The organism is Paenibacillus sp. S28, assembly GCF_016624415.1.
Taxonomy (GTDB): Bacteria; Bacillota; Bacilli; order Paenibacillales; family Paenibacillaceae; genus Paenibacillus_AQ; species Paenibacillus_AQ favisporus.
In genome coordinates this window covers 852,764-878,128 of the sequence record NZ_JACVTM010000001.1, presented here as the reverse complement: position 1 = coordinate 878,128, position 25,365 = coordinate 852,764, and the positions used below count along the sequence as shown (strand labels likewise).

At 54.0% G+C, this 25,365-nt stretch carries 19 protein-coding genes and 1 pseudogene; 4 read left to right on the top strand and 16 right to left on the bottom strand.

Going from position 1 to position 25,365, the window contains the following annotated elements:
- Positions 1 to 97: 97 nt before the first annotated feature.
- Together nasC and nirB are read right to left on the bottom strand one after the other, a co-directional pair.
- Positions 98 to 2,215 carry an assimilatory nitrate reductase catalytic subunit NasC gene (gene nasC, locus IAE55_RS03820; RefSeq protein WP_234489261.1) on the bottom strand — a complete coding sequence of 706 codons (2,118 nt, stop codon included), beginning with the start codon at positions 2,213 to 2,215 and terminating at the stop codon, positions 98 to 100.
- Positions 2,212 to 4,338: a nitrite reductase large subunit NirB gene (nirB, locus tag IAE55_RS03815; protein WP_145164290.1), complete on the bottom strand. Its 2,127-nt coding sequence runs from the start codon at positions 4,336 to 4,338 to the stop codon at positions 2,212 to 2,214. Before nirB ends, nasC begins: the two co-directional genes overlap by 4 nt.
- Positions 4,339 to 4,748: 410 nt before the next feature.
- Here nirB and IAE55_RS03810 point away from each other — a divergent pair, with 410 nt between their 5' ends.
- Complete coding sequence (locus IAE55_RS03810) at positions 4,749 to 5,993, top strand: nitrate/nitrite transporter (protein WP_145164289.1); 1,245 nt, start codon at positions 4,749 to 4,751, stop codon at positions 5,991 to 5,993.
- Between the two features lie 27 nt (positions 5,994 to 6,020).
- Here IAE55_RS03810 and IAE55_RS03805 read toward each other — a convergent pair.
- Positions 6,021 to 6,119: pseudogene (locus IAE55_RS03805) on the bottom strand (dihydrofolate reductase family protein); the annotation flags it as partial.
- 72 nt (positions 6,120 to 6,191) lie between these two features.
- On the opposite strand from IAE55_RS03805, the gene IAE55_RS03800 reads away from it, so the two are divergent.
- Entirely contained in the window at positions 6,192 to 7,097 is a 906-nt protein-coding gene (locus IAE55_RS03800) for a helix-turn-helix transcriptional regulator (protein WP_200630976.1), read from the top strand.
- A 30-nt stretch (positions 7,098 to 7,127) separates the two neighbouring features.
- On the opposite strand, the gene IAE55_RS03795 is transcribed toward IAE55_RS03800, so the two are convergent.
- The 5 genes from IAE55_RS03795 to IAE55_RS03775 form a co-directional block, all read right to left on the bottom strand.
- Positions 7,128 to 7,922, bottom strand: coding sequence for a GNAT family N-acetyltransferase (locus tag IAE55_RS03795; RefSeq protein ID WP_200630975.1), 795 nt, complete (start codon positions 7,920 to 7,922; stop codon positions 7,128 to 7,130).
- A gap of 2 nt (positions 7,923 to 7,924) precedes the next feature.
- On the bottom strand, positions 7,925 to 8,431 hold the full coding sequence (locus IAE55_RS03790; protein ID WP_325168597.1) for a helix-hairpin-helix domain-containing protein: 507 nt from the start codon (positions 8,429 to 8,431) through the stop codon (positions 7,925 to 7,927).
- Between the two features lie 187 nt (positions 8,432 to 8,618).
- Positions 8,619 to 10,034 (bottom strand): DHA2 family efflux MFS transporter permease subunit, encoded by a 1,416-nt coding sequence (locus IAE55_RS03785; RefSeq protein WP_145164483.1) that lies wholly within the window; start codon positions 10,032 to 10,034, stop codon positions 8,619 to 8,621.
- A 132-nt stretch (positions 10,035 to 10,166) separates the two neighbouring features.
- Positions 10,167 to 10,781 (bottom strand): TetR/AcrR family transcriptional regulator, encoded by a 615-nt coding sequence (locus IAE55_RS03780; protein ID WP_145164281.1) that lies wholly within the window; start codon positions 10,779 to 10,781, stop codon positions 10,167 to 10,169.
- 178 nt (positions 10,782 to 10,959) lie between these two features.
- On the bottom strand, positions 10,960 to 11,583 hold the full coding sequence (locus tag IAE55_RS03775) for an FMN-dependent NADH-azoreductase (protein ID WP_145164280.1): 624 nt from the start codon (positions 11,581 to 11,583) through the stop codon (positions 10,960 to 10,962).
- 453 nt (positions 11,584 to 12,036) lie between these two features.
- On the opposite strand from IAE55_RS03775, the gene IAE55_RS03770 reads away from it, so the two are divergent.
- Positions 12,037 to 13,389 (top strand): lytic polysaccharide monooxygenase, encoded by a 1,353-nt coding sequence (locus IAE55_RS03770; RefSeq protein ID WP_200630973.1) that lies wholly within the window; start codon positions 12,037 to 12,039, stop codon positions 13,387 to 13,389.
- Positions 13,390 to 13,503: 114 nt separating this feature from the next.
- Here IAE55_RS03770 and IAE55_RS03765 read toward each other — a convergent pair whose 3' ends face one another.
- The 3 genes from IAE55_RS03765 to IAE55_RS03755 form a co-directional block, all read right to left on the bottom strand.
- Positions 13,504 to 13,827, bottom strand: coding sequence for a 2Fe-2S iron-sulfur cluster-binding protein (locus IAE55_RS03765; RefSeq protein WP_105442905.1), 324 nt, complete (start codon positions 13,825 to 13,827; stop codon positions 13,504 to 13,506).
- 148 nt (positions 13,828 to 13,975) lie between these two features.
- Positions 13,976 to 15,268 carry a sulfatase-like hydrolase/transferase gene (locus IAE55_RS03760; RefSeq protein WP_200630972.1) on the bottom strand — a complete coding sequence of 431 codons (1,293 nt, stop codon included), beginning with the start codon at positions 15,266 to 15,268 and terminating at the stop codon, positions 13,976 to 13,978.
- Between the two features lie 280 nt (positions 15,269 to 15,548).
- Entirely contained in the window at positions 15,549 to 18,071 is a 2,523-nt protein-coding gene (locus IAE55_RS03755) for an Ig-like domain-containing protein (RefSeq protein ID WP_200630971.1), read from the bottom strand.
- 642 nt (positions 18,072 to 18,713) lie between these two features.
- Between IAE55_RS03755 and IAE55_RS03750 the strand changes: the two genes are divergently transcribed.
- Complete coding sequence (locus IAE55_RS03750; protein ID WP_145164272.1) at positions 18,714 to 19,568, top strand: SDR family oxidoreductase; 855 nt, start codon at positions 18,714 to 18,716, stop codon at positions 19,566 to 19,568.
- Between the two features lie 186 nt (positions 19,569 to 19,754).
- Here the strand turns inward: IAE55_RS03750 and IAE55_RS03745 are convergent, their stop codons facing one another.
- From IAE55_RS03745 to IAE55_RS03725, 5 genes are all read right to left on the bottom strand, one after another.
- Complete coding sequence (locus tag IAE55_RS03745) at positions 19,755 to 20,084, bottom strand: SCP2 sterol-binding domain-containing protein (RefSeq protein WP_145164270.1); 330 nt, start codon at positions 20,082 to 20,084, stop codon at positions 19,755 to 19,757.
- Positions 20,062 to 20,559 carry a PaaI family thioesterase gene (locus tag IAE55_RS03740; RefSeq protein ID WP_234489260.1) on the bottom strand — a complete coding sequence of 166 codons (498 nt, stop codon included), beginning with the start codon at positions 20,557 to 20,559 and terminating at the stop codon, positions 20,062 to 20,064. The genes IAE55_RS03745 and IAE55_RS03740 overlap by 23 nt, the downstream gene beginning before the upstream one ends.
- Before the next feature lie 42 nt (positions 20,560 to 20,601).
- The gene (locus IAE55_RS03735; RefSeq protein ID WP_200630970.1) at positions 20,602 to 22,296 is read right to left on the bottom strand and encodes a long-chain-fatty-acid--CoA ligase; all 1,695 of its coding nucleotides are present in this window, start codon (positions 22,294 to 22,296) and stop codon (positions 20,602 to 20,604) included.
- Between the two features lie 25 nt (positions 22,297 to 22,321).
- A complete protein-coding gene (locus IAE55_RS03730; RefSeq protein WP_145164266.1) occupies positions 22,322 to 24,103 on the bottom strand; it encodes an acyl-CoA dehydrogenase family protein in 1,782 nt (593 codons plus the stop codon).
- Positions 24,104 to 24,170: 67 nt separating this feature from the next.
- Complete coding sequence (locus tag IAE55_RS03725) at positions 24,171 to 25,352, bottom strand: acetyl-CoA C-acetyltransferase (RefSeq protein ID WP_145164264.1); 1,182 nt, start codon at positions 25,350 to 25,352, stop codon at positions 24,171 to 24,173.
- Positions 25,353 to 25,365 lie beyond the last annotated feature (13 nt).

Here is a 25,365-nt window from a genome sequence, read left to right as displayed (position 1 = left end):
AGTCATTGGCGGGAATAAGGGCCAATCCACAGCGATTTGGAGCAGACCAATTTGTTGATAAACCTAATGTTGGACTCAGATATGCGGTGTATTTTTTCTAGATGATCTCTCCCTCATCTTCTGGCCATTCTTCGGCAAGCGGCCGAACCCGGACGGCACTGACTTTGAAATCAGGCATCTTGCAGTATGGATCAAGCTCCGGATTGGTGGCCAAATTCACGTTCTGTGCGTCTCCCCAATGCATCGGAATAAATACGGTATCCTCACGAATTTTGTCAGAATACCGGCTGCGTACGGTAACCGTCCCCCGTTTGGAACTGACGCGTACGAGCGCTCCGTCTTCAATCCGGTGCTTGCGCGCGGTCAGCGGGTGAATTTCCATGAAGCTCTCCACGAACTTTGCGGCGAGCACCGGGCTGCGCCGGGTTTGAACGCCCGTCAAATAATGCGGAAGCACCCTGCCGTTAGTCATGATGAGCGGATATTCGCCGTCCGTTTCCTCGCCCTGTGAAGCAACAGGTACCGTCTGAAACCGTGCAAGTCCGTCTGCGTGAGCGAAGGAGTATTCAAACAGCCGCCCTGTCCCCGGGTGGTCGGTTGACGGGCACGGCCAGTAAATGCCTTCTTCCCGCCGCAGGCGTTCGTAAGTGATCCCGAAGTAGTCGGCAATCCCGCCCTGACTGGCTTTTCTCAGCTCATTAAAAATTTCTTCTGCATCCTTAAACGGAAAATAAGCCCCTCTGCCGAGCTTTTCCGCAACCGAGCACAAGATCTGCCAATCATGGCGCGTCTCGCCCGGCGCCGGTCTGGCTGCTTCCCTCAGCAGCACGCGCCCTTCCAGATTCGTCAGTGTCCCTTCGTTTTCCATATAGGAAGTGACCGGCAGGACAACGTCCGCGTATTTTGCCGTTTCGGACAGAAACATATCGGCGACGACGAGAAAATCGAGCTTCCGGATGCCCTCCTCCACCAGAGAAGCATGGGGATTGGAAACTACCGGATTCGAGCCCATGACGAATAACGCTTTGATTTGTTCCTGGTGTACGAGCTCCATCATTTCATAGGCGGATACCCCTTTTCCAGGGAGCTCTTCGGGCGGAATTCCCCAAACCTTTGCCACGAACGCACGGTCGTTTTCATTTTCGATCGAACGGTAGCCGGGCAGCTGATCCGCCTTCTGTCCATGCTCTCGGCCGCCCTGTCCGTTCCCCTGGCCCGTAACGGCACCGTAGCCGCAGCCTTCCCTGCCGATTTTCCCGGTGGCCAGAACCATATTCAGAAAATTCCGGACCGCCATATGCCCATCGGCATGCTGCTCCACACCGCGCGCAGTAAACACCATGCCGGTGCCCGCTTTGGCGTAAGACATGGCAGCGGTTCTTATCTGCTCAACGCTTACGCCTGTTAACTCGGCAACCCCTTCCAAATCTATTCGGAGCAAATCAGCCTTGAGCTGGTCAAAATCCTTTGTGCGGCTCTGAATAAATGCCGAGTCGATCAAATTTTCGTCCAAGATGACCTTCAGCATACCGCTCACCAAAGCGCTGTCGGTTCCCGGCTTCACCTGGAGATGAAGATCCGCCAGCTCCGCCGTCGCGGTTGCCCGGGGATCAATGACGATGATGAATGCCCCATTCTCTTTCGCCCGGATAAAATAAGGCATGAGGGTTGGCTGGCACTCCGCGATGTTCGTGCCGGCGAGAATAATGCATTCGGCCAGAGGGATTTCCGACAGCTGATTGGTCAGCCCCCGGTCGATCCCGAACGTCTTTACCCCGGCCGAGGCCGCCGCCGACATGCAAAATCTCCCGTTATAGTCGATATACCGGCTCCGGAGGGCCACTCTTGCGAATTTGCCGAGTGCATACGCCGTTTCATTCGTCAATGAACCGCCGCCATACACCCCAACGGCATCGAGGCCGTACGTCTCCTGAATGGCCGAGAACCGCGCTGCGACGGTGTCCAACGCCTCTTCCCAGGAGGCGCGGACCAATTCTCCGTTCTTCCGCACCAACGGATACAGGAGGCGATCCCGGCTTGAAGCATGCTGGTGTGCGTTCATCCCTTTCACGCACAGCCGCCCCTCGGACGCGGCATTGGGGACTCCCGTCGCCTGAAAACCCGATCGCTGCCTGGCCTCCCCGGGTGCAATCTCTACGGTCATTTTGCACTGCACGCTGCAAAAAGGGCACTGCGTGTTCATCGTCAGCGTCATATGCCCACCGTCCTTTCTTCAGAGTGTATATCGGATTGTGCGTCGATTCCTGCGGATCGGGCCATGCTTATCGTTTCGAGCAGCGATTCGCGCTCATCGGGATCGAGCAGCTTCTCCCGTAAACGCTGGAGCCCGTATCGTTCCAGCCACTCCCACACCGGTTCCCGATAATAGGCGGAATCCCGGTACAGCGCAAGGCAGCCGAGAGCCATGTCGATGATGTCCCCGGCATCGGGCAGGACACCGACCAGTTGTGCCGACTTGACCGGATGCTCCATATGTCCGCCGGCGTACAATTCCCATCCGGCCGGGGATACACCGATACCGAGATCATGCACAAGGACACCCGCCGGGTCGCGCGGACCCGCAGACACCGCGATGCTTATCCGTGCCGGCATGAACCACCCCATGCTTCTTCGCTCCAGTTCGAGCACGATCCGCCCGGACTCCGAGTGTGGAACTCCCGGTGAGACGACCGAGCTTGCCGACACACGGATCATGGGCCCTCCGCTGCCGTCCGAGCGATGGATGCCGAGATAATAAGCGGCGGCCGATCGGCATACCGGGCAGCCTTCCGGGCGCTTCCAGCCCAGACGCAGCATGGCTGCTTGAGCGCTTGTATCGCTCCCCGGATTCAGCGCGGCCCGGATCGCTGCACGGTCCATGTCCGTGCAGCCGCAGATCGGCACAGGAGCAGCGGCCGGAGCCGGCTTCTTCCCTCCCGAGGACTTCGCCAGCTCCAGGATGGCGGCCACCATCGGCTTGCAGCCTCCGCAGGAACCGGACGCCTTGGTCCGCTCCCGGATCTGGTCCACGGTTTGTGCCCCATCCAGACCGGCGGCTTCCATAATGGCAGCTTTTGTGACACTGTTGCAATTGCAAACCGTATCCTGATCCCCCATAGCTTCGGCCGTTTTGGCCAATGAAGAATCCCCCCCGGCAGGCTGCGCCTTCAAGGCGGACACCGGCGCCCGCCGCTTTAAATAATCCAACAGCTCCGTCCCTTCCGAAGTGTCGCCAAAGAGCAAAGCTCCGGCAATCCTGCCGTTTTTCATCGTCACCTTCTTATAGGTCCCTTTCACGCCGTCGTAGTGCTGCAGCGCCGTTTCGCAATCTCCACCCTGGATCAGCCCGGCGGAAAATACCTCCACGCCCGACACCTTAAGCTGTGCATAAGGGACTGATCCTGGATAAGGCTCCGTGTGCCGGCCGCATAAATGCATGGCGAGAATGCGGGCCTGCTCATATAACGGAGCAACCAGACCGTAGACAATGCCGCGGTGCTCTGCACATTCCCCAACGGCATATACATGGTCGGCACTCGTCTGCATATAATCATCCACGACAATCGCCCGGTTTGTGCGAATACCGCTGGCTTCCGCTACGGAAATGTTCGGACGAATGCCCACAGCCAGAACGATCAAGTCAGCCCCAAGCCGGCTGCCGTCAGAGAACTGCAGGCCTTCCGCACGCTTTCTGCCGAGAATACGCTCCGTACGTTTTTCAACCAGAAAGCGCATCCCCTGCTGGGTCAGCTCCCGCTTCAGCATCTCCGCTGCGGAGGCATCCAGCTGCCGGTTCATCAGATACAAAGCGTTATGGATGACATCGACCTCCATGCCGAGGTTTAGCAGTCCCCTTGCCGCTTCCAATCCGAGCAGTCCTCCGCCGATTACAGCTGCATGCTTATACGTTCGAGAAGCTTCCATCATCCGCTCACAATCCGCGATATTCCGGAAAGCCGTCACTCCCGGCTTGTGAATGCCTGGGATTTTGGGCATAAAGGCCGAGGAGCCGGTCGCAATAATCAGCCGGTCATAAGGCTCCACACGCCCGGATTCCATGTAAATCCGCTGCAGGTCGGGATCGGCGCGAAGTACAGTTTCTCCTGTATACAAGGAAATCCCCCGTTCTGTATACCAATCCCAATCGTGGATCGTAATATCATCTACATTTGTTCCGCCTTGGAGCACTTTCGACAGCATGATCCGGTTGTAATTGGGATGGGGCTCATTTCCGAACACGGTGATCTCATACCGGTCGGGCGCAAAATCGCATATATGCTCCACGCATCTCATCCCTGCCATCCCGTTGCCGACTACGACAAGCCTAGGCTTCCCCATTGCAGTCACCTCCGCTAAAAAACTGTGTAGGCCAGGCCTAAAAATGAAAAAACCCGTCCCTTGGAGATCAAGAGAACGGGCGTCATTGCCAGTTAGCCAACAGGTACACCGTTGTACCGGATAATGGATTTGAACTGAGCATAATCGAAAATGAAATTAATGTCAACATATATTACACGACATTCTAATATTCACCAAAATAACGATGAATCATGTCCCGATAACAAAAATTATGTATAGTTTATTGACACGCATTTTACATTCCACTATAATTCATTTCGAAATCACAAAGACGTGATCTTTCATCCGGGAAGAATACTTCCCATGGCAATGAGGCCGCTGGTTGTCCGTTTATGGGCAATCTGCGGCTTTTTGTTTTGTATTCGATATAAGATATGGAGGAGATGGAGATGAAAGAAGGCACGACGTTTTGGAAAAGTGGGCATAAACCGTCTTTATTCAGCGCATTTTTCTATTTTGACATCAGCTTTATGATTTGGGTGCTCCTCGGGCCGCTAAGCGTCATTATGATGGAGGACTATCCGATGACCGCGTCCCAAAAAGCGAACCTGGTCGCGCTGCCGGTGCTGGGTGGTTCGGTATTAAGGCTGGTCCTCGGTTTCCTGACCGATTATATCGGGCCGAAGCGCACCGGACAGCTCGGAATGCTGCTGACGATGGTGCCGCTGATCTGGGGCTGGCGGTTCGTAGACTCGCTCGGCGAACTGCACGTCATCGCCCTGCTGCTCGGCATTGCCGGGGCTTCGTTCTCGGCTGCGCTTCCGCTTGCCAGCCGGTGGTATCCGCCGCAGTACCAAGGCCTGGCGATGGGCATCGCCGGAGCCGGGAACAGCGGCACGGTGCTGAGCACGCTGTTCGCGAACCGGCTGGCACAGCATTTTGGAGGGTGGGAAGCCGTATTTGGCATCGCCTTGATCCCGATCGTCATCGTGTTTATATTCTTCAGCATTTTTGCCAAAGACAGCCCCAACCAGCCTGCCCCCAAAAAATTGTCCGAGTACGGCTCAGTGTTAAAGCAAAAGGATACCTGGCTATTTTGCTGGCTGTACTGTGTTACGTTCGGCGGCTTTGTCGGTCTGACCAATTACCTGACGATCTTTTTTCATACGCAATATAATCTTTCGGCTGTGCATGCCGCCGATTTTACGACCATATGCGTCATCGCCGGCAGCCTCTTCCGTCCGGTGGGCGGGTATTTGTCCGATCGGATCGGAGGCGTCCGCATGCTGCTCATCCTGTATACCGGGGCAGCCATCATGCTCGCCTGCGTCTCCTCGCTGCCGCCGCTGTACGTGATCTCCATCCTTCTTTTTGCCGGCATGATGTGCCTGGGTGCCGGCAACGGCTCGGTCTTCCAGCTTGTGCCCCAGCGTTTTCGTGATGAGATCGGCATTGTTACAGGCATCGTCGGCGCTGCCGGCGGGTTCGGCGGTTATCTGCTTCCGCTTGTGCTCGGCGGATTGTACGAGTCTACCGGGTCGTACACGCCCGGGTTTCTGATTCTGAGCGGTGTGGCCTTAGCAAGTGTGCTGGTGGTGTTGGCAGCAAAAGGCCAATGGAAGAAAACCTGGTTTGCTGCGTCTTCCGCAAAGAAGCTAATAACGGATCCGGTGAATGCCGAATTTAAATCGTAATTCAAGATCGCTGGCGTATAACCAAGCGCCTTCAACGTCAAACAGCCAGTCCACCGATCCGTCCGATCGCGCAATATATCCGTCCAGACTAACCGCGAGATACAGCACTACTTTCGAGCTTTCCATTTTTTATCGCTCCCTTCTATTCATATGTTACAATGTAACTACGACATAAATTGACGTGATTAGGAGGATATCATGAATGAGCGGAGATTAGCCATGATGCGGATCATCGACTCACGGAAGAAGTTTACGGCCCGCGAATTGGCCGAGCGTTTTAACGTCTCGGTCCGGACCATCCAGCGCGACCTGGATTACCTGCAGCAAATCGGTTTTCCGCTGTACAGCGAACAAGGGGCTCATGGCGGATACCGAGCGCTGGAGAACCGAATTCTGCCGCCGCTGCAGCTGACCCGAACCGAGGCGCTCGGTTTGTTTCTGATGCTCGAAATGCTGGAGAAGGTGCCCGATTTCCCTTTTGACGCGATCCGCTCCCACCTAGCCGTGCAGTATTACGGGTCCCTGCCTTCCGACGTACAGACGAACATCGATCAGATGCGCAGCCATATTTCTTTCCGAATGATACAGCTGCATGAGCCTGCACCTTGGACGACGGAAATTTTAGAAGCTTCGATCGCCAAACAGGAAATCCGGATCGTGTATAAGTCTTCCAAAGGCGATAAGGAGCACAACGTGTACCCCTTTGGCATTTATTTTGAGAATGGATATTGGTACATGCCCGCGCGAAATCCGGAGAAGACGCTCCTTTTTCGCGTGGACCGGATCCAGCGTGTGGAGAAAACCGGTGAAATCGATCCGGAAGTGCCGTCCCTAGCGGAGTGGATGCAGTCAACCGATGATCGGGACAAAGCCGAGGTGGTGCTGCGGTTTACCCCTTTTGGTATGCGGCTTGCCAAAGACGACCCGATTTTGCATACGGCTGCGGACGGACAGTGGAGCGGCCCGGTTCCGCTTGAGGAGTTCCCGTTTACGGCCCGGAGGTTGCTCCGATTTGGCCCGGATGTGCAGGTTGTATCGCCGCCACGGCTGAGGGATTTGGTGCTCCAGCTGCTGCAAGACAGCATAAACCAGTACAAGGAGTAGGCAAAAAAACACTCCCCGCAGGGAGTGTTTTTATTGGTCTCTGACCCAAAAAGAATTGGTATACACATGCCTAAACCCTTGGACCAGCATATGGTTATGACTTGGAGAGCCGAACTCCACATCCGTGTACACTATCGACAGGCCTGTCCGCTTCGCCTCTGACAACCGATGGCGGATCAGCGCGGTCTGACATCCCCTGCCCCTAAACGCGGGCAAGGTATAATCGTTGGCCAAATAGCCTTTCCCCGTATGGATGAACATCGATCCGATCCCGGCCAACTGGCCATCCGAATAGGCGAGGTAATTCCGAAAAACAGGGAGGGTAAAGTACCGTTTTTTTCTCGCCAAAATATCAGCTGGAACGCCTCCCATTAGCTCACTGACGGCCTCCAGCAAAACGTCGACATTGCCTTCGTCCACCGGCTCAATGGTGATGCCCGAATGCACTATTGCAGCCTCAACCGGCTCGGCCTCCAAAAATGTCAGCTGATCTGTGGGCAGAAATCCCTTGCGGTGCAATGCCAGCGCAACCTGCTCGTTCAGCCGGGTTGGTGCCATATCAAAACAAGGACGGGCATTTCTTTGCTCGTATTCGCTGACAATTTGGTCCAAATGCTCCAGATCCGCGATTCCGAATCCTTTCACCCGATTGTAGTAGAGCGAATCCGGACCGGTAGCTTCGATTAACAGCAGGGCACCGCCGATTCGAATTTCTTCCAGACGCTTGTCTTGCGAGGAAAGCGCCCGTCCTGCATTAAACCGGGTCAGTTCCAGCTCTATTTCCTCGATATCGTTTACTTTATGATGAACCTTTTGCTGAATCAAACTTATTCCCCCTTACTTGCTCCGTGTTGCTCACTCCCCCGGTGTTCGTACCAAGCTGCTGCAGGCCTTGTTGCCGGATAACCGAATTGCTCCCGGTACTTTTTCCTTTCTTCGGTAAAATCAGGCCATTGCCGCTCACTGCCCGGATGGTTGGCATGATGCACCAGACAGCGAAGAGCATCCTCCAGGCAAGGATCCTCCCAGTATCCGAGATGCACCTCCATTTTGTCTATGAAGTCCGCTCCGTCCAGGTCTTTAATCTCATCCAGCGAGTAGTATCCCATGCCAACCACCCTTGCGGCCACTTTCGGGCCAATCGAGGGCACGGATTGAAACATGGCCAGACTTTTTAGCATATTGGCGCGTTCGCGGGTGATTTCCAGCATTTGCGATAACTGTACGGTATCGAGGGTGGCAATATCGTTCAGTTTCACTTTAAAGGCTCTTAAATGGGCACGTTCCTCCAGGGTCAGCGGAAGCTTGGGCGGTGTTTGCTTCAAGTGTATCACCTCATGAATGGACTATCGATTCAGGCAGATCCGTCAATGAACGTCGATTGGACCTCCACTGGTATCCCATTATATACCAGGAAGCTTGGGGCGACAATTTTTCTGACGACAGCCCGCTAAAGCTTAGCAATACCTCAAATATAAACAAAGCCCGGTATCAACCGATACCAGGCTTCGTTCTCTATTGTCATTTTTGATGATTTACGGGTACACGCTTAATGAACAGTGCAATCACAAATCCGATGACTGCGATAATCACCCCGAACATAAACGCATTCGAAACCCCCGCAGTTAACGCATCAAGCGGATTGCCGCCGGGGTGCGCTTCGGCGAAATGCTCCTGGCCTGCCGACATCACGCTGACAGCAAGCGCTGTGCCGATGGCACCGGCTACCTGCTGCAGCGTGTTCATGATGGCTGTGCCGTCCGGGTAGTATTCACGCGGCAGCTGATTCAGCCCGTTCGTCTGCGCCGGCATCATGATCATCGAAATGCCGATCATCAGGCACGTGTGAAGCACGATCACGAGAAACGCAGCTGACACGGCCGTTACGCCCGAGAAGAACCACAGCGCTGCGGCAGCCACCAGAAATCCGGGGAACACGAGCCATTTCGGGCCGTATTTGTCGAACAGACGTCCCATCACTGGCGACATGATTCCGTTGATGATCCCCCCCGGTAGCATGAGCAGCCCGGCATAGAAGGCCGATTTGCCAAAACCGCCCTGAAGGAACAGTGGCAGTACGAGCATCGACGACAGAATGATCATCATGCTGATAAAGATCAAGACCACGCCAACCGAAAACATCGGGTATTTAAACGCGCGCAGGTTAATCATCGGCTGCTTCATCGACAACTGGCGCCATCCGAACAGCAGCAAGCCGACCACGCCGATGACCAGCGACACAATCACTTTGGTGCTCGTCCATCCCCCGCTGCCTTCGCCCGCGCTGCTGAAGCCGAATACGATGCCCCCGAATCCGATCGTGGACAGCACGATGGACAACAGGTCAATCTTTGGCTTGGTGATGCTGGATACATTTTGCATAAACGCAATGCCGAACACCAGAGCCAGAATCAAAAACGGAAGCGACAGCCAGAAAATCCAGTGCCAGCTGAGGTTTTCGATCAACAGACCCGCGATCGTCGGTCCGATCGCCGGCGCAAACATGATGACCAGCCCGATGATTCCCATCGCGCCTCCCCGCTTCTCCGGCGGAAAAATGACCAAAATCGTATTAAACATCAGCGGCAGCATGATGCCGGTACCAATCGCCTGCACGACGCGGGCCACCATCAGAAACTCAAACGATGGCGCAAGCGCCGCAATCAGGGTCCCGACAATCGAAAAGCTGAGCGCGGTAATAAATAGCTGCCTTGTGGTAAACCACTGCAGCAGCAATCCAGACACCGGGACAAGAATGCCCAAGGTCAGCAGGTATCCGGTTGTCAGCCATTGTGCTGTTGAAGGCGTGATATGCATGACCTGCATCAAATCACTAAGCGCGATATTCAGCGCCGTTTCACTGAACATGCCGATAAATCCGGCAATGAGCAGCGAAATCATGATCGGTAAAACTTTAAACTTTTTCTCCGTTTGCATTTGAGCTTGCGTATGCTGTACGGCTGCTTCCACAAATCCCATCCTCCTGTCATATGTCCAATGTCTCTCTTATCTCTCTCTATGTCTCTATCTATTTTCTCTAATATCTGTAATCTCTCTATTAAATCGGTCTTATTTTTCTTTATGCGCTTCATCCGATGTATTTTTAGCCAAAAGGCGGTCCAGCAATATGCCGACGTATTTGGAAGCAAGGAATATCGGTCCTGTATCCTTGTTCGTCTGGGCAATCAGCAGCGATCCTTCGAGCAATGAAAGGATGACTGTCGCTGCTTCCTGTGAACGGGACAGCTCTACCCCAGCATCCTGCAGCCGTGTGGTCAGGACTCTCTCCCACTCCTGAAGCACGCCTTGACATGCCTCCCTCAGGGAGTTGCTGATGCAGGAGGTTTCTACCGCATTCCAGAAGCTGAGCGGGATAAACCCTTCGAAATTGGTGGCTTTGGCATCGGCCGCAATCACATCGATGCAATGCTGAATGGCCTGAGACGGATCGTCGAACCGGTTAAAAGCCTCTTCCCACTTGTCGGATACCGCACTTTTAATCCGTAAAATGCATTCTTGGGCAAGCTCCTCCTTACCCTCTGGGAAATAATAATACAGTGAGCCTTTTGGGCAATGGCTTTCCTTGATAATTTGGTTTAATCCCGTTCCGTGATAGCCCTGTTTGGCAAAAAGACGTGTTGCTGTTTCCACGATGGATTCACGGGAATTGGGCTTTTCCGTCATCGCGCTTATGACCTCCTTTCAAAATTATAACGAACGGTCTACATATTATAGTCGATGAAATGCGCTTTCTGTCAACTCATTTTTTTATGAAAAATGTGGGTTGCCTTAACCTTTGCCGAAGAAAATACAAAAAAGCATTCCGACTGCCGTACAGCCGAAATGCTTTCTTTATACTCGTTTAAAACGTTACAGCGTATTTTGCTGTTTGATCCAGTCCCTTTTGAATAATGTCCTTGGCTTCGGCAGGCATCTGGTTATGACCCTCGATAATGATTTCCTCCGGCGTAATTCCCCACAGCATCAAGTTGGATTTCACGAACCGGATCGCCCCTTCAAAAGGAGCCATGTCTTCCGTGGAGTAAATGCCGCCCCGGGCATTCAGCAGAACCACTTTACGCCCCCCGGCTAGACCGACGGGGCCTTCGGGCGTGTATCGGAACATGGTTCCGGCTTGGGCCAAATAGGACAGATACGTAATCAGCGGAGCAGGTGCAGCGTAGTTCCATAGCGGGAACGCGATAACCACCTTATCGGAGGCGAGAAATTGATCGATATGAACGCGAACCAAATCGGCGATATTCGTCTCCTCTGGCGTCAATTCCTGTCCCTGGCTGCGTTTGAAGAGAGCGGTAAGTGCCGTGTTCCCATAATTCGGCAGGTTCAAGGCGAACAAATCCAGCTCGGTAACCACGTCATCCGGATGGGTGTCTCGGTACGCTTTGACGAACGTTTCATACATTTGAACCGTAACCGATTGCTCTAACGGACGGTCATTCGCTTTGATCATTAACACATTGGACATGTTGTTGTGCGGCCTCCCATTACAATATAGGTTTCAAAAAAAATTAAGCGCATGAGTTCGGAGATGAATACATTGCGGACTTAATTAGGTTTCCGCATTTCGCATTTTTTTATGAATGGACGGAAACGATTCACTCAAACACTACCTAAATCGTTGTTTTTTATTATTGAGGGGGAGGCTTAATTGGTTTATCGTTGTGTTAAACGATACTAATTATTACTAAATATTGATTTTTTATGTATTTTCTTGATTAAAAATCGACATCCATGTTCCGATATAAGCTCGCCTGCCGAGTTTATATAACCAACATTCCGAAAGCTGACCGATCACAAGGTCGGCCCTGGCCAAGCAAGTTGAATGTATTTTCTTATAAGGGGGTGGGACGGCCAAGCGGTATCTTCAGCCAGAATGACACATGTTGTTTTCATATTCGGATTAGAGGAGGAAATTTGGATGACTACGATTCGGTTACGACAGCATGGAGTGCTTAAATGGCTGTTCGCAGGCAGTTTAGCTTTGATCACGCTGCTATGCACGTTGATGATTGTGGAGCGTGCTTCCGCGCATGGTTATGTCCAGTCCCCCGGCAGCCGCGCTTACTTATGCAAAACGGGTGCCAACACCAATTGCGGCCCGATTGTCTATGAGCCTCAAAGCTTGGAAGCTCCGAAGGGCTTTCCTGCCGCAGGCCCGGCAGACGGTAAAATCGCCAGCGCCAACGGAGCTTTTCCAACGCTGGATGAACAATCTCAGGCCCGCTGGAGCAAGGTTAACCTCTCTCCAGGCACAAATACCTTTAGCTGGACTCTGACGGCGAGACACGCGACGACCAGCTGGAAATATTACATCACGAAGCAGAACTGGAATCCTAATGCGCCGCTCACAAGAGATTCTTTTGACCTGACGCCATTCTGTTCGGAAAATTATAACGGTGTGCAGCCTGGAGCAACCTATACCAGCACCTGTAATGTCCCCAGCCGCACCGGATATCAGGTGATCCTCGCCGTTTGGGAAATCGCGGACACCGCCAACGCCTTCTACAATGTCATTGATGTGGACTTCGGCGGCGGCGGCACTCCGGATACCACGGCACCCTCGGCGCCTTCCAGCTTGAAGGCATCTGCCATTACGTCAACAGGAGCAACACTGACCTGGGGGGCTTCGAGCGATAATGTCGGCGTGACAAGCTACAAGGTCTACAACGGAGGCACGCTTGTTGCAACAACGGGAGGTTCTGTCCTCAGTTATCAGGTCACCGGACTTATACCCAATACATCTTATACGTTTACAGTTCGGGCCGTAGACGCTGCGGGTAACACTTCGGATGCCAGCAGTGCCGTAACATTCACCACATCCGGCACAAATCCACCGGACACCCAGCCACCTTCCGCTCCAACCGGTCTGCAGGTTGACGGTACACCAACTTCGGGAACGGTTAAATTGAAATGGGCGGCTTCGACAGATAACGTTGGCGTAACCGGCTACCGGGTCTACAATGGAAGCACGCTGGCAGGCACCGTATCCGGCACGACGCTGACCTACACGGCCAGCGGACTCGCGGCCGACACGTCTTATACGTTTACCGTTCGCGCCGTGGATGCGGCGGGAAATGAATCGTCCGCCAGCAATGCGGCAACTGCTAAGACGGCTTCGTCCTCATCCGCAGCGGCATGGGCACCCAATGTTGCTTACACACCAGGCACGCTCGTTACCTATAACGGAGCGACCTATGAATGCCGGCAGGCCCATACCTCGCTGACAGGCTGGGAACCGCCGAACGTTCCGGCGCTCTGGCTGTTAAAATAACGGAAAAACGGCTTTCTCCCCGGAATTTGGCGGAAAGAAAGCCGTTTTACTTTCTCCCCGTTACCAGGCGGAAAGAAAGCCGTTTTATTATGTGGCTGTTTTGACCCGATTTCCTTAGTCTACTGGTCTTTTACCAGGATCCATCCCGGAATCAGATACCGTCATCACAGGTTTGACCGTCAGGTCGTTATGTACCCGAATTTGGCAGGACAGACGGACATTCGGCTCGTGAATTCCTTTGGTGGTAAGAATGGCTGCTTCGGCTTCCCCGACAGGGCCAGCATCGCCTTCCAACACTTCCACCCGGCAGGTCGTGCATCTGGCATTTCCTCCGCACCGGTGCAAAATATCCACCCCGTTGTCCTCCAGGGCCAGGACTAGCTTCTGCCCTTCCTCTGCTCTAATCGCTTCTCTGCCTTCCACTTGAATTGTTGGCATACGATCAACTCCTTTTATGATTTGGATCTAATGAACTGGCATTGCTAGATGACAGCTCCAGCCTTCTATTATTTCTGATCTCAAGTCCGAATACAATGAGAACTTTGTCCCGGATGCATCCTTCACGTTTCATTACCCCAAGGAAGAACTACAGAAGCGCGGCATACCATTGCCGGACATCTTTTTCCAATCGCTGCGCAATCTCCGGGAACTCGTCCTTCAGATTGACCCGCTCGCCCGGGTCCGCCTCCAAATCCGACAAATGAACGTCGTCCGGCTGGGTGCGGTCAAAGTCGAGCTTGCCGCCAAGCACAAGCTTCCATTTGCCCTCCCGAATCGCAAGCTGGCTGCCGTACTCCCAGCATATTTGCTCATGTGGAGTGCCTGCCCCTTGTGTCAGCATCGGCACGATGCTGCTTCCGTCGATCTCTTCCGCCGCGGGGACGGGGAGACCGGCGAGATCCATCACGGTCGGCACGATGTCGGCCATCATGCCGACATCGTCCTTCGTCTGTCCTGGAGCGATTATAGATGGATATATGAGGATGGCCGGTTCCCGAATCCCGCCTTCGAAGAGGCTGCCTTTATGTCCGCGGAAGATTCCTGCGCTTCCGCCATAGTACACATCCTCTGTTCCGTCCAGGTAATTGCGCGACTCCGAAGACGGTCCATTGTCGCTCGAGAAGAAAATAATGGTGTTTTCGTACGCCCCCACCCGTTTAAGCGCTGCCACAATATCGCCGACTCCGTCATCAACAGCCGAGATCATGGCTGCCATCAGCTGACGGTCCCTTGGGAGGTGACTGTAGCGCTTCATGTATTTTTCCGGCGCATGCATCGGGTAATGAGGCGCATTATAAGCGGCATACAAGAAAAACGGCTTGCCGGCACCCCGGCTTGCCTCGATAAAATCGACGGATTTGTCGGTGATCAGATGCGTCAGATACTCGCCGTCCCGCCAAACCTCTTCGTCGTTGCTCCATAAATCGTGCACAGGATTCACACTCGGCATTCCCCAGTAAAAAATGTGGGAATAATAGTCCAAGCAACCGGCTTGGAAGCCGAAATATTCATCAAATCCTTTGGCATTGGGCTTGGTGTCCGCTGCGGATCCAAGATGCCATTTCCCGAATAAAGCTGTCCGGTAGCCATGTTCTTTAAGGTGTTGTGCAAGGGTTTTGGTGTCGGCCTTTAATCCGCCCGTCCCCCTCTTTCCTCCTAAAATATGGCTGACACCTGTTTTTGCAGGATACTTTCCCGTCAGCAAGGCTGCCCGGGACGGTGAACATACCGGTGAGTTCGAGTACCAGTTAGTGAAACGCGCCCCATCTTGTGCAAGCGCATCCAAGTGCGGCGTGCGAATCGCATCGGAGCCGTAGCAGCCCAAGTCACCGTATCCCAAATCGTCACAGTAAATCACGATCACATTCGGTCTCGTCAAAGTTGAGTCACACCTTTTATGTAGTTTTAGGATGCATTCCGCTCCTTCTTACTCCTTCGCCACAGAATGTGAGATCCCTTGCCGAAGTGTGATTTTTAAGCTTTTGTGAGGTGATCTCTCGTACACTTTATATTTGAAGCGAAATCATTGAGTGTCTATTTTCTTTACAGAAATGGGGCTTCGTATGAAGCGAAAAAAAGGACGCAGAACAAACACTGCGCCCTCTCGTTATACCAGCCATCTGGATCATATCGATCTCGTTACCTTTGCGAGCTCGGCGTCATCCTCCCCACTCCGTGAATCGGCCGTCGGGGGAATCATAAGCTTGTGCCCAGTAGTACCCGTGCGCCAGGATTCTGCGGGCGGCAAAGCCGGCTTTACCCGCAGCCGCATTGATCGCTTCGGATGAAGCGGTGTACGTACCTGTCGCTGTCGTGGCGCCACCGACATATTTTCCGCCCATAGAGGTAAACCGGCCGTAAACCGTTGCCTGAAGCCCGGCTCCCGTCTCTTTGTCTACGACCTGCAGGGATACGGTCGCCTTGGTCCCGTCGTAAGTGATCTGCATTTGCCCCACGATCATCGGCTTCAGATCGGTATGCCCCGTCGTTGCGGAGAACGGCTGGCTTGCAGGCCCTTCATTACCGGAGGAATCGACGGCCGTTACCTTATAGACATATGTCGTATCCGGCAGCAGCCCGACGTCACGGAAATTCAGTTTGTTCGATATACCGGCAAGGTGGGCTGGATCCGGTTCAAACTGCGCATCCGTGCCACGATAAATGCGGTACTCTTTCACGGTGGCGTTGTCGGACGCCGGCCCGTAGGTGATATCGACCCGCTGATAATCAAAGGCGGCTGCCTGCGGAGTGCCCGTAACAGCTGAAGGTGGTTCGCTGTCCTGCGGCGGCTGCCAGAACACGCCTCCCGGCCCCCATGCAGACGGGAATATTCTCAGGTTGCCGTAATGATGGAGCGCGATCCCTCCGAAGGCAGGATCTCCTTCAAAAGCGGCGTACACTTTGTTCAGTTCCGACTCCATGTAGGTGCGGCCTTCCTCATAGAAGCTGATAGCCTCCGGATCGCCGCCGTCGGCGACATCGATCGTTTCCACGCCAATGACGACCGAATTCGGCTTGCCGATCTGATTCGCATAGTCGATTTCTCCGCGTGCTTGTTCAATGATCCCTGCACTGCCGTCCGCCTGATCCCGGTAGTCCATAATCGAAATGTAATCGAGCGTATCCTGAACGTGCTGGGACATCCATTTGACCGAGCCGTTCCACGAGATGCTGCTGGCGTCCACCGATGTGTCGAACCAGCGCGGGATGGCGGCCCCGACTTGCAGGTCCAGGCCGGAAGCCTGCTTGCGGTCCATCAATGCCTTGAGCATGTCAAGGTACTGTACCTGAACCGAAGGTTTGGCACTTTTAAAATCACCGAGGCTGTAAGGCTCCGTATCAATGTTTACACCGTCGAATCTCTCCTTTGGATCCGAGGACAAATTATAATTCAGGATACCTTCAAACTCGACCACCGCCTGGGTCCGGTAACGGGCATAGGCTCCGAAATAGGGCGGCGTCGTACCGCCGGCGATCAAAGCCTGCACCTGGTAGCCCTTATCATGAGCCCAGCCGACGAAATCCCTGACCTCCGGCCGTTTGTCCTCCAGCATTCGCATGCCGAAATAGGGTCCGACCGCCAGGTACAACGTCCGGATCGGTCTCTGTCCGAACGTCGACGTGTCGGATGCCATAGCATCCAGCACATTACGGGAACCCGGGTTCATGATCAGGGGGTACGATTCATTTTCCCAGATCCACATGGCCCGATCCTGGCCGTACACCTGCTGGGTAATGGTCGTCGGACTGGATGCTGCTTCAGCCTCCGTTGAACCAAAATTCGCTTTCATTTGCATCCCCTCATCCGGAATCACTTCATTAACTGAATTTTCCGAGGATGAAGGCGTCAGCTCATCTTGTACCGTGGTGTCATCTTGAGTTGTTGGGGCATCTTGTGCTTGAGGTACCTCTTGCTCTGTTAAGTTATCTTGTACCGCTGAAGCATCCTGTGCCGTTGAGTTATCCTGCGCCGTTGAGTTATCCTGTGCTGTTGAGTCATCCTGTGCAGTTTCGTTATTTTGCAGCCCTTGGACATCTTGATCGATTTGAGCACTCTGGTCTTTCTGGACATTCAGTTCCGTTTCGGCATTCTGTTGAATATTTTGATCTGTTTGAACATCTTGATCATTCTGGGCATCCTGCTCTGTCCAGCCCTCTTGCTCCTGCTGGTCCTCCTGCAGCGTTGCTTGGCTGTATACGTTCACGACTTTCACATATTTTGCGCTGCTGTATCCTGTATTTCCGTTTGAATCCACGGCTTTCGCTTCAAGGCTATTGACCCGTCCGGCATAAGCCGCTGTCTTCCACTTGAATTGGTATCCTGATCCTTTGGGAGGCGCATCCTTCCACTCTCCACCGTTAATCCGTATTTGCACGTTGCTGACCGGGTTTTTGCCCCCTGCTTGAATGAGGACATTGACACTCCCCTTCACGGGGCTCGTTTCGCCTGGGCTTGTAATCTGCACTTGTGGGAGCGAGGCCCCCGGGTTATTTACCTCCACCGACATATAGGGAGACCAGGCCACATAGCGGGTCACGCTGTCTTTTCCCCTAGCCGCCAGTTCTACCGGGCCGTCGTACTTAGAGAAATCGACGTCGGCATACCAGCTTCCGCTGCCGTCCGCTTCCGGATCATCCATGTGGGCACTGACGAGCGAATTGCCGCCTACGGCGAGTTCCACGTCATACACTCCTGAAAACGTTCCGGAAATCCGGGACAATCCCGGCCCCAAGGGGCCAGAAGGCTGGTCTATCGCGATGAGAGGCGCAGCAAAGACAGGCAATGGAGGAATTCCAAACACCGAAAGAACGACCGTGAGGATCAGACAAATTCCGACGTGACGAACAGCTCGCGGGTTTCGGGCACGTCTTTGGGCATGCCCCTGCATAATTGCCATAAGTCTCTTCACTTCCTTTACATAATGTGTGAATGACCTTGACATCGCAACGGGAAAAAGGGCTAGGAGGAAGGGTACAAGCTGAGGAATGTTAGTTTGAAGCGTTTACTTCTTCTTATTATGGCGAACGTGCGCTTAGAACCACATGTGACAAAAATGTGAACAATAAAAAGGGTTTCAGCGATTTTCCGCGGTTTTTCTACCCGAATTTCATCATGCCGCCGGGTACCGCCATGTCCCCTGTACCTGGAAAAACCTTCAGTGAACAACCGCACGTACGCCGATGGTAGATGAAACTTATAACATCGAATCAGTGCCCTTTTCCCATATAGCAAAGGCTGCTCTATACACCGCTTTCCCGTTCCGATATAGTGGAAGTTAAGCAGTATGAATTCTTTTCCAGCATATATTTTGGGAGGAATCGAAATGGAACCTTTTGCGCAGAACTTGTTACAGGACAAAGTGGTGTTGATTACCGGGGGAGCAACGGGTCTGGGCCGGGCCATGGGTGAAAAGTTCGTGCGGCTTGGTGCCAAACTGGCGATCGCAGGGCGCCGGGAAGAAGTGCTGAAGCAGACAGCCGAAGAATTTAATGATAGCGGTTACAAAATATTCTATGCTCCTTGCGACGTTCGGGAACCGGCACAGATTGCGGAGTTGGCGGATGCCGTTGAACGGCATTTCGGCCGGATTGACATTCTCGTCAACAATGCCGCCGGCAATTTCATCAGTCCCACCGAAAGGTTGTCCCCTCGAGCCGTAGACGCGGTGCTGAACATCGTTCTGCACGGCACGTTCTACGCGACCCTGGAGATCGGCAAACGCTGGATCGACCGCGGCCAGGGAGGCACCATGCTCAATATCGTGACGACTTATGCTTCAACCGGATCGGCTTTTGTCGTTCCATCCGCTGCGGCCAAAGCCGGCGTGCTGGCACTGACCCGTTCCCTTGCGGTGGAATGGGCACATTACGGGATACGCCAGGTGGCGATCGCCCCCGGACCCTTTCCAACCGAAGGCGCATGGTCCCGCCTCTCTCCCACGCCGGAGCTGGAGCAGCAGATGACCGATCGCGTCCCTTTGCGCCGGGTCGGGAACAAAGAGGAGCTGGCGAACTTGGCTGCCTTCCTGGTTTCTGATTATGCGGGATATATTAATGGGGAAGTGGTCACCATTGACGGTGGAGAATGGCTGCAGGGGGCGGGCGAATTCAATGACCTTCGCTCCGTCACTGAGGAACAATGGGATGCTCTCGCTAAATTAACCCGTAAAGGGAAATAAGAAAAAACGTCTATCGGCGCACCTACTAAGAAGCCAGACCGCATTTAGTGGAAGTTTTTCTTGCGATATAAGGAAGCCCAATCTCCGAAGCTTATCCTTTCTTATATCTAAAATAACAGCACAAATAGGCTGCTCTGAATAAGGCAGCCTATATTATTGCGCTCATCGATGTCGTAAACCAGGTATTCAAACCTGATACTGCTTCAGGATTTCCTGAAGCTTCAGAGCCAGGCCAAGACGGCCGTCGATCCGAAGCGATCCGGTCATGTACGCCATCGTCGTGTTCAAGTCGTTCCGGAGCAGTTTCCGAAGATGGCTCTCGGACATCGTCAGCGTGCAGTCGGCGTCACCCGAAGCGTCCTCCACAACCCGCACGGTTCCGTCATGGAAATATACCTGCAAATGTTTCCCTGTATCCTTAATATGAAAATGGTAGGAGGCGTGCAGCTCATCCAGCGCCCCCGGCTGTTCGTTCATTTTTCCGGCCATCGCTTCAAGTTCTTGTACCACGCTCATCCATCGTCCCCCTCTTATCGCTCTCTGTTTGCGCTTCAGGGACATGCCTTTCCAGCACCCGGAAGGTGCCGGTGCCGAAGGCAAGCAGATCCCCGTTCTCTTTGCGCGCATAGGCCTGGGCTGTTATCAGCTTGCGCGAGCTGTGGATGATCTCGGCCGTCACGATGACACGCCCTTCACCCGTGGAAGCCACGTAGTTCATGTTCAAATTCACAGTAACCACATTGGCTTCCGGCCTGGCCAGCATAATGAGTATGCCCATGGCGGAGTCGATGGCTGAAGCATGCATGCCGCCGTGCACGATCCCGATGAGATTGAGATGATGGGGCAAAATATCAAAGGCTACCACGACCTGATCGCCTTTAAGTTCAATCAGTTCGCATCCGATAAAATCCCAGAAGGTATGCTTCGCGGCGTTCTCCAGCTGCTTCAACTTCAGGTTCATATTCAAGCTGTCCGTCGTTTCCGGATTCAAATCCTTGCCCTCCTTCTCATTTGGCGTCGCCGTGTGTCATCCCTATAGGTCGACCTTCGACTGATTGACCAGCTTCTCATTCTCTTCTTCGATCAGTTTGCGGCGAAGTACCTTGCCCACCAGCGTCTTGGGCAGCGACTCGCGAAACTCGTAGATCTTGGGCACTTTATACACAGCCAGCCGTTCCTTGCACCACTGCTTCAGCTCCTGCTCGGTAACAGACGAGCCTTTCCGGAGCACGATGTAAGCCTTTACATTTTCGCCGCGGTAAGGGTCGTTCACGCCAGCAACGACAGCTTCCTCAACATCCGGATGCTCGAACAGCACCTCCTCGATTTCCCTCGGGTAGATGTTGTAACCGCCGGCGATAATCAGGTCTTTGCGCCGGTCCAAAATGTAAAAAAAGCCCTCTTCATCCATCCTCGCCAGATCCCCGGTGTACAGCCAGCCGTCCCGGAGCGTGTGCTCCGTATCTTCCGGCCGGTTCCAATATCCCTTCATGACCTGTGGGCCGCGGACGACCAGCTCGCCGATTTCGCCAAGCGGCAGCTCTTCACCCGTTTCGGGATGCACAACACGAGCTTCGGTATCCGGTAAAGGAATACCGATCGAGCCGTTTTTGCGTTTCTCCCATATGTTGTTGGCATGCGTAACCGGGGACGCTTCGGTCAATCCGTAACCTTCGATCAGCTTGCCGCGCGTGACCTCCTCGAACCGCTCCTGTACCTCCAGGGGCAGCGGAGCCGCTCCGCTGATACATATATTTATGGAGGAAAGGTCGTACTTGTGCACTTCAGGATGGTGAATCACCGCAATATACATAGTCGGCGCCCCGGGAAACACCGTCGGCTTGCGCCGGTCAATGATCTTCAGCACCTGATTGATTTCAAAACGTGGAACCAAGATGAGCGTTCCGGCATTATAAACTGCCTGATTAAGCAGCACCGTAAGCCCGAATACATGAAAAAAAGGCAGCGCAGCCAAGTATTTTTCCTGGCCGATCCGTGCCCGGTAAAACCACATCTGCGATTGAATCGTATTGGCTACCAGGTTCATATGCGTCAGCATGACGCCTTTGGCGAACCCAGTCGTTCCTCCGGTATACTGGATGAGCGCCAGGTCCTGTTCCGCATCGATGTCTACCTTGACCGGGTCGCTGCTTGATTGTTTCATAAGGCGGGTAAAGGATACGATTCGATCGTCATACGTGACGGAGACATTTGTTCCGTCTTTTTTGGCGGCAAGAGGGTATAGGATGTTTTTCGGAAAAGGCAAATAGTCTTTGACCGACGTGACGATCAGCTTGCTGAGCGGCCTGTGGGTCATCGCCTGTTCCACGCGCTGCACCAGCGCATCCAACGTCACGATGATGCTGACATCAGCGTCGGATAACTGATGCTGAATTTCCCGCGGCACGTACAGCGGGTTAGTCATGACTACCACGCCGCCCGCAAGGAGCGCACCGTAATACGCAATGACCTCCTGCGGGCAGTTAGGCAGCATGATGGCGATCCGGTCCCCTTTGCGGACACCCAGCCGGAGCAGGGCGTTCGCAAACCGGTTTACCGAAACCAGCAGGGATCGGAATGTCATTTTCTTCCCCATGAAATCCAGAGCAATATGCTCTGGATATCGGGAAGCGGAATCCACTAGAAATTGCGCAACGTTCTGCTTGGGATACTCGTAACTGTGCGGGACCTCACTAGGATACTGATTTAACCAAGGTTTACTCGACATCCAGGCCACCCCATCTCACGAATTGTTACAGCACGTATTTTTCCGCGGTAATGACCTTTTCAGCGATTTCACGCTTCAATCCAAGCGTATTGACAGGCGACTTTCTCGTCAGCTTTTTCAGAACGGACAGCTGTGTCCGGAGCGTGTCGCCCGATTCCATCGCGGCGAGCACTTCCTTCGCCCACGTTTCGATTTTATTGAATTCGTCATGAACGAATACGGTCGTCATCAGGATCGGCAGGCGAGCCTTGTCTTCGCCGGAGTGGTCGATGATTTTTTGCGTACGCAGCAGTGCACTTTCCATCGCATAGACGGAAATCATCATATCGGACAGATGGCTCAGAATTTCCTGTTCGTCCTCGAGCTTCAATTGATATTTCTGTACGGCCTGGGCGCCGGCCATCAGGAAAATTTTCTTTGCCATCCTGATCAGATGGGCTTCCTGGTCAAGCGTACCCTCGAAGGTTTGCGGAGGAATCGGCTCCAGAAGCTCGGCCTGCAGCGCCACGGCTTTTTGCATCAGCGGCAGCTGGCCCTTCATGGCCCGTTTCACCAAAGTGCCCGGAATGAGCAGACGGTTGATTTCGTTTGTGCCTTCGAATATGCGGTTGATCCGCGAATCCCGATAATTCCGCTCCACCCGGTACTCTTGAATAAAGCCGTATCCGCCATGGATTTGCACGCCTTCGTCGACGACGAAATCCAGCGTTTCGGAACCGAACACCTTGTTGATCGAGCATTCGAGCTGATATTCGGCAATGGCTTTGGCCGATTGATAGCCCACTTCTGGACTGCTGTGATCCACTTCGGCAAGGCCAACATCGAACAGACCTGCCGTGCGGTAAACCATGCTCTCGAGCGCGTACGTTTTCGTATTCATATCCGCCAGCTTTTTGCCGATTAGCGGGAAAGTGGAGATTTTACGGCCAAACTGCGCGCGCTCGTTCGCGTACTTGGCAGCCAGCTCAATCGTATCTTTGGAGGCGCCCACACAACCGGCGGCCAGCTTGAAGCGTCCGATATTCAGGATGTTGAAGGCGATCAAGTGCCCCTTGCCTACTTCCCATAACAGATTCTCTACAGGCACTTTCACATCCTCCAGGATCAGCGGACAGGTGGACGATCCTTTTATTCCCATTTTTTTCTCTTCCGGTCCAATGCTGACGCCTTCCATTGTGCGCTCCACGATAAAGGTGCTGAAGTCCTTGCCGTCAACTTTGGCGTACACGATGAATAGGTCGGCGAAACCGGCATTCGTGATAAACTGCTTGCTGCCGTTCAATACATAATATTCACCGTCTTCGGATAAGGTGGCTGTCGTTTTCGCCCCCAGCGCATCTGAACCGGAGGAAGGCTCCGTTAAGCAGTAGGCGGCGATCTTCTCGCCGGTTGCCAGAGCAGGCAGGTATTTCTGCTTTTGCTCCTCCGTGCCGAAATAGACGATCGGCAGCGTGCCGATACCGACATGGGCCCCGATCGATAACGCGAATGCGGATGCCTTGGTCAGCCGCTCGCTGATCAGTGTCGAACTGACCTTATCCAGGCCAAGCCCGCCATAGGCCTCCGGTACGTCGGCACCGAGCAGGCCGAGTTCACCGGCTTTGCGCATCTTCTCCACCGTAAGCTCATAATTCAGTTTTTCGATCGCTTCGTCATGGGGCACCACTTCACCGGCCACAAAATCCTCCGTCGTCTCGGCGATCATCCGGTGTTCTTCCGTAAAATCTTCCGGGGTCACCATATTGTGAAAGTCCGTGTCCTCAATGATATAACTGCCGCCGATCACCTTATTCATCGTTGTGCTCATCGTTCCCGTCTCCTTTGCGATATGAATTTTTAATATAAAAACCAAATCACTGTAGAACGCCTTCTGCTTACGGATGAACCTCAAACACGCCCGCGGCGCCCATGCCGCCGCCGATGCACATGGACACCACGCCGTAACCGCCGCCGCGCCGCTTCAGCTCGCTGATCAGGGTCGTCGTCAGCTTCGTGCCCGTGCAGCCCAGCGGATGCCCAAGCGCAATCGCGCCGCCGTTGACGTTCACTTTCTCCTCATCGATGCCAAGCTCCCGGATAATGTGGACGCACTGGGAGGCGAACGCCTCGTTGATTTCGAATAAATCCACGTCTTCCAGCGTAATTCCGGCCATCTGCAGCGCCTTCGGAATCGCCTTGACCGGACCGACGCCCATAATTTCCGGCTCGACGCCGCTGAGCGCGAAGGAGCGGAAAGTCGCGAGCGGCTGCAGGCCAAGCTCATCGGCTTTTTCCCGGCTCATGACAACGACCGCCGCAGCCCCGTCGCTGACCTGGGACGCATTCCCCGCCGTGACCGATCCGTTCAGCTTGAACGCCGGTTTCAGCTTGCCCAGCACCTCTACTGTCGTGTCGCTTCGCACGCCTTCGTCCACCCGGAATTCGAAGGTTTTCGTCTGCACTTTGCCTTTCTCATCCACGCTTTTTAGTTCGGCCTGAACCGGCACGATTTCGTCCTGGAACTTGCCTTCCGCAATCGCCTGCGCCGCCTTGGCGTGTGATCTCGCAGCGAACCGGTCCTGATCTTCCCGGCTGATGCCGAACCGATCGGCCACCTCTTCCGCCGTATGTCCCATGGCGATGTAGACCTCCGGCATCTGCTCAACGATCTTCGGATTCGGCGACATCTTGAAACCGGTCATCGGCACATGGCTCATGCTCTCCACGCCCCCGGCGATCAAAATGTCGGCATGCCCCAGCATGACACGCTCCGCCGCGAAGGCGATTGACTGAAGGCCAGAGGAGCAAAACCGGTTGATCGTCAGCGCCGGCACCGTCACCGGGAATCCGGCGTACAGCGACATGATCCGGGCGAAATTAAGCCCCTGCTCGCCTTCCGGCATGGCGCAGCCGATGATGATGTCCTCCACGTCTTCCTTTTTAAGGCCCGGCGCGCGTTCCACGACGGCTTCCAGCACCGTTTTCCCGAGATCGTCGGCCCGTGTCTGTGCCAGGCTGCCTTTCTTGGCACGGCCGACTGCGGTACGCGCCATCGATACAATGACTGCTTCTTTCATGGAATATCCCCTC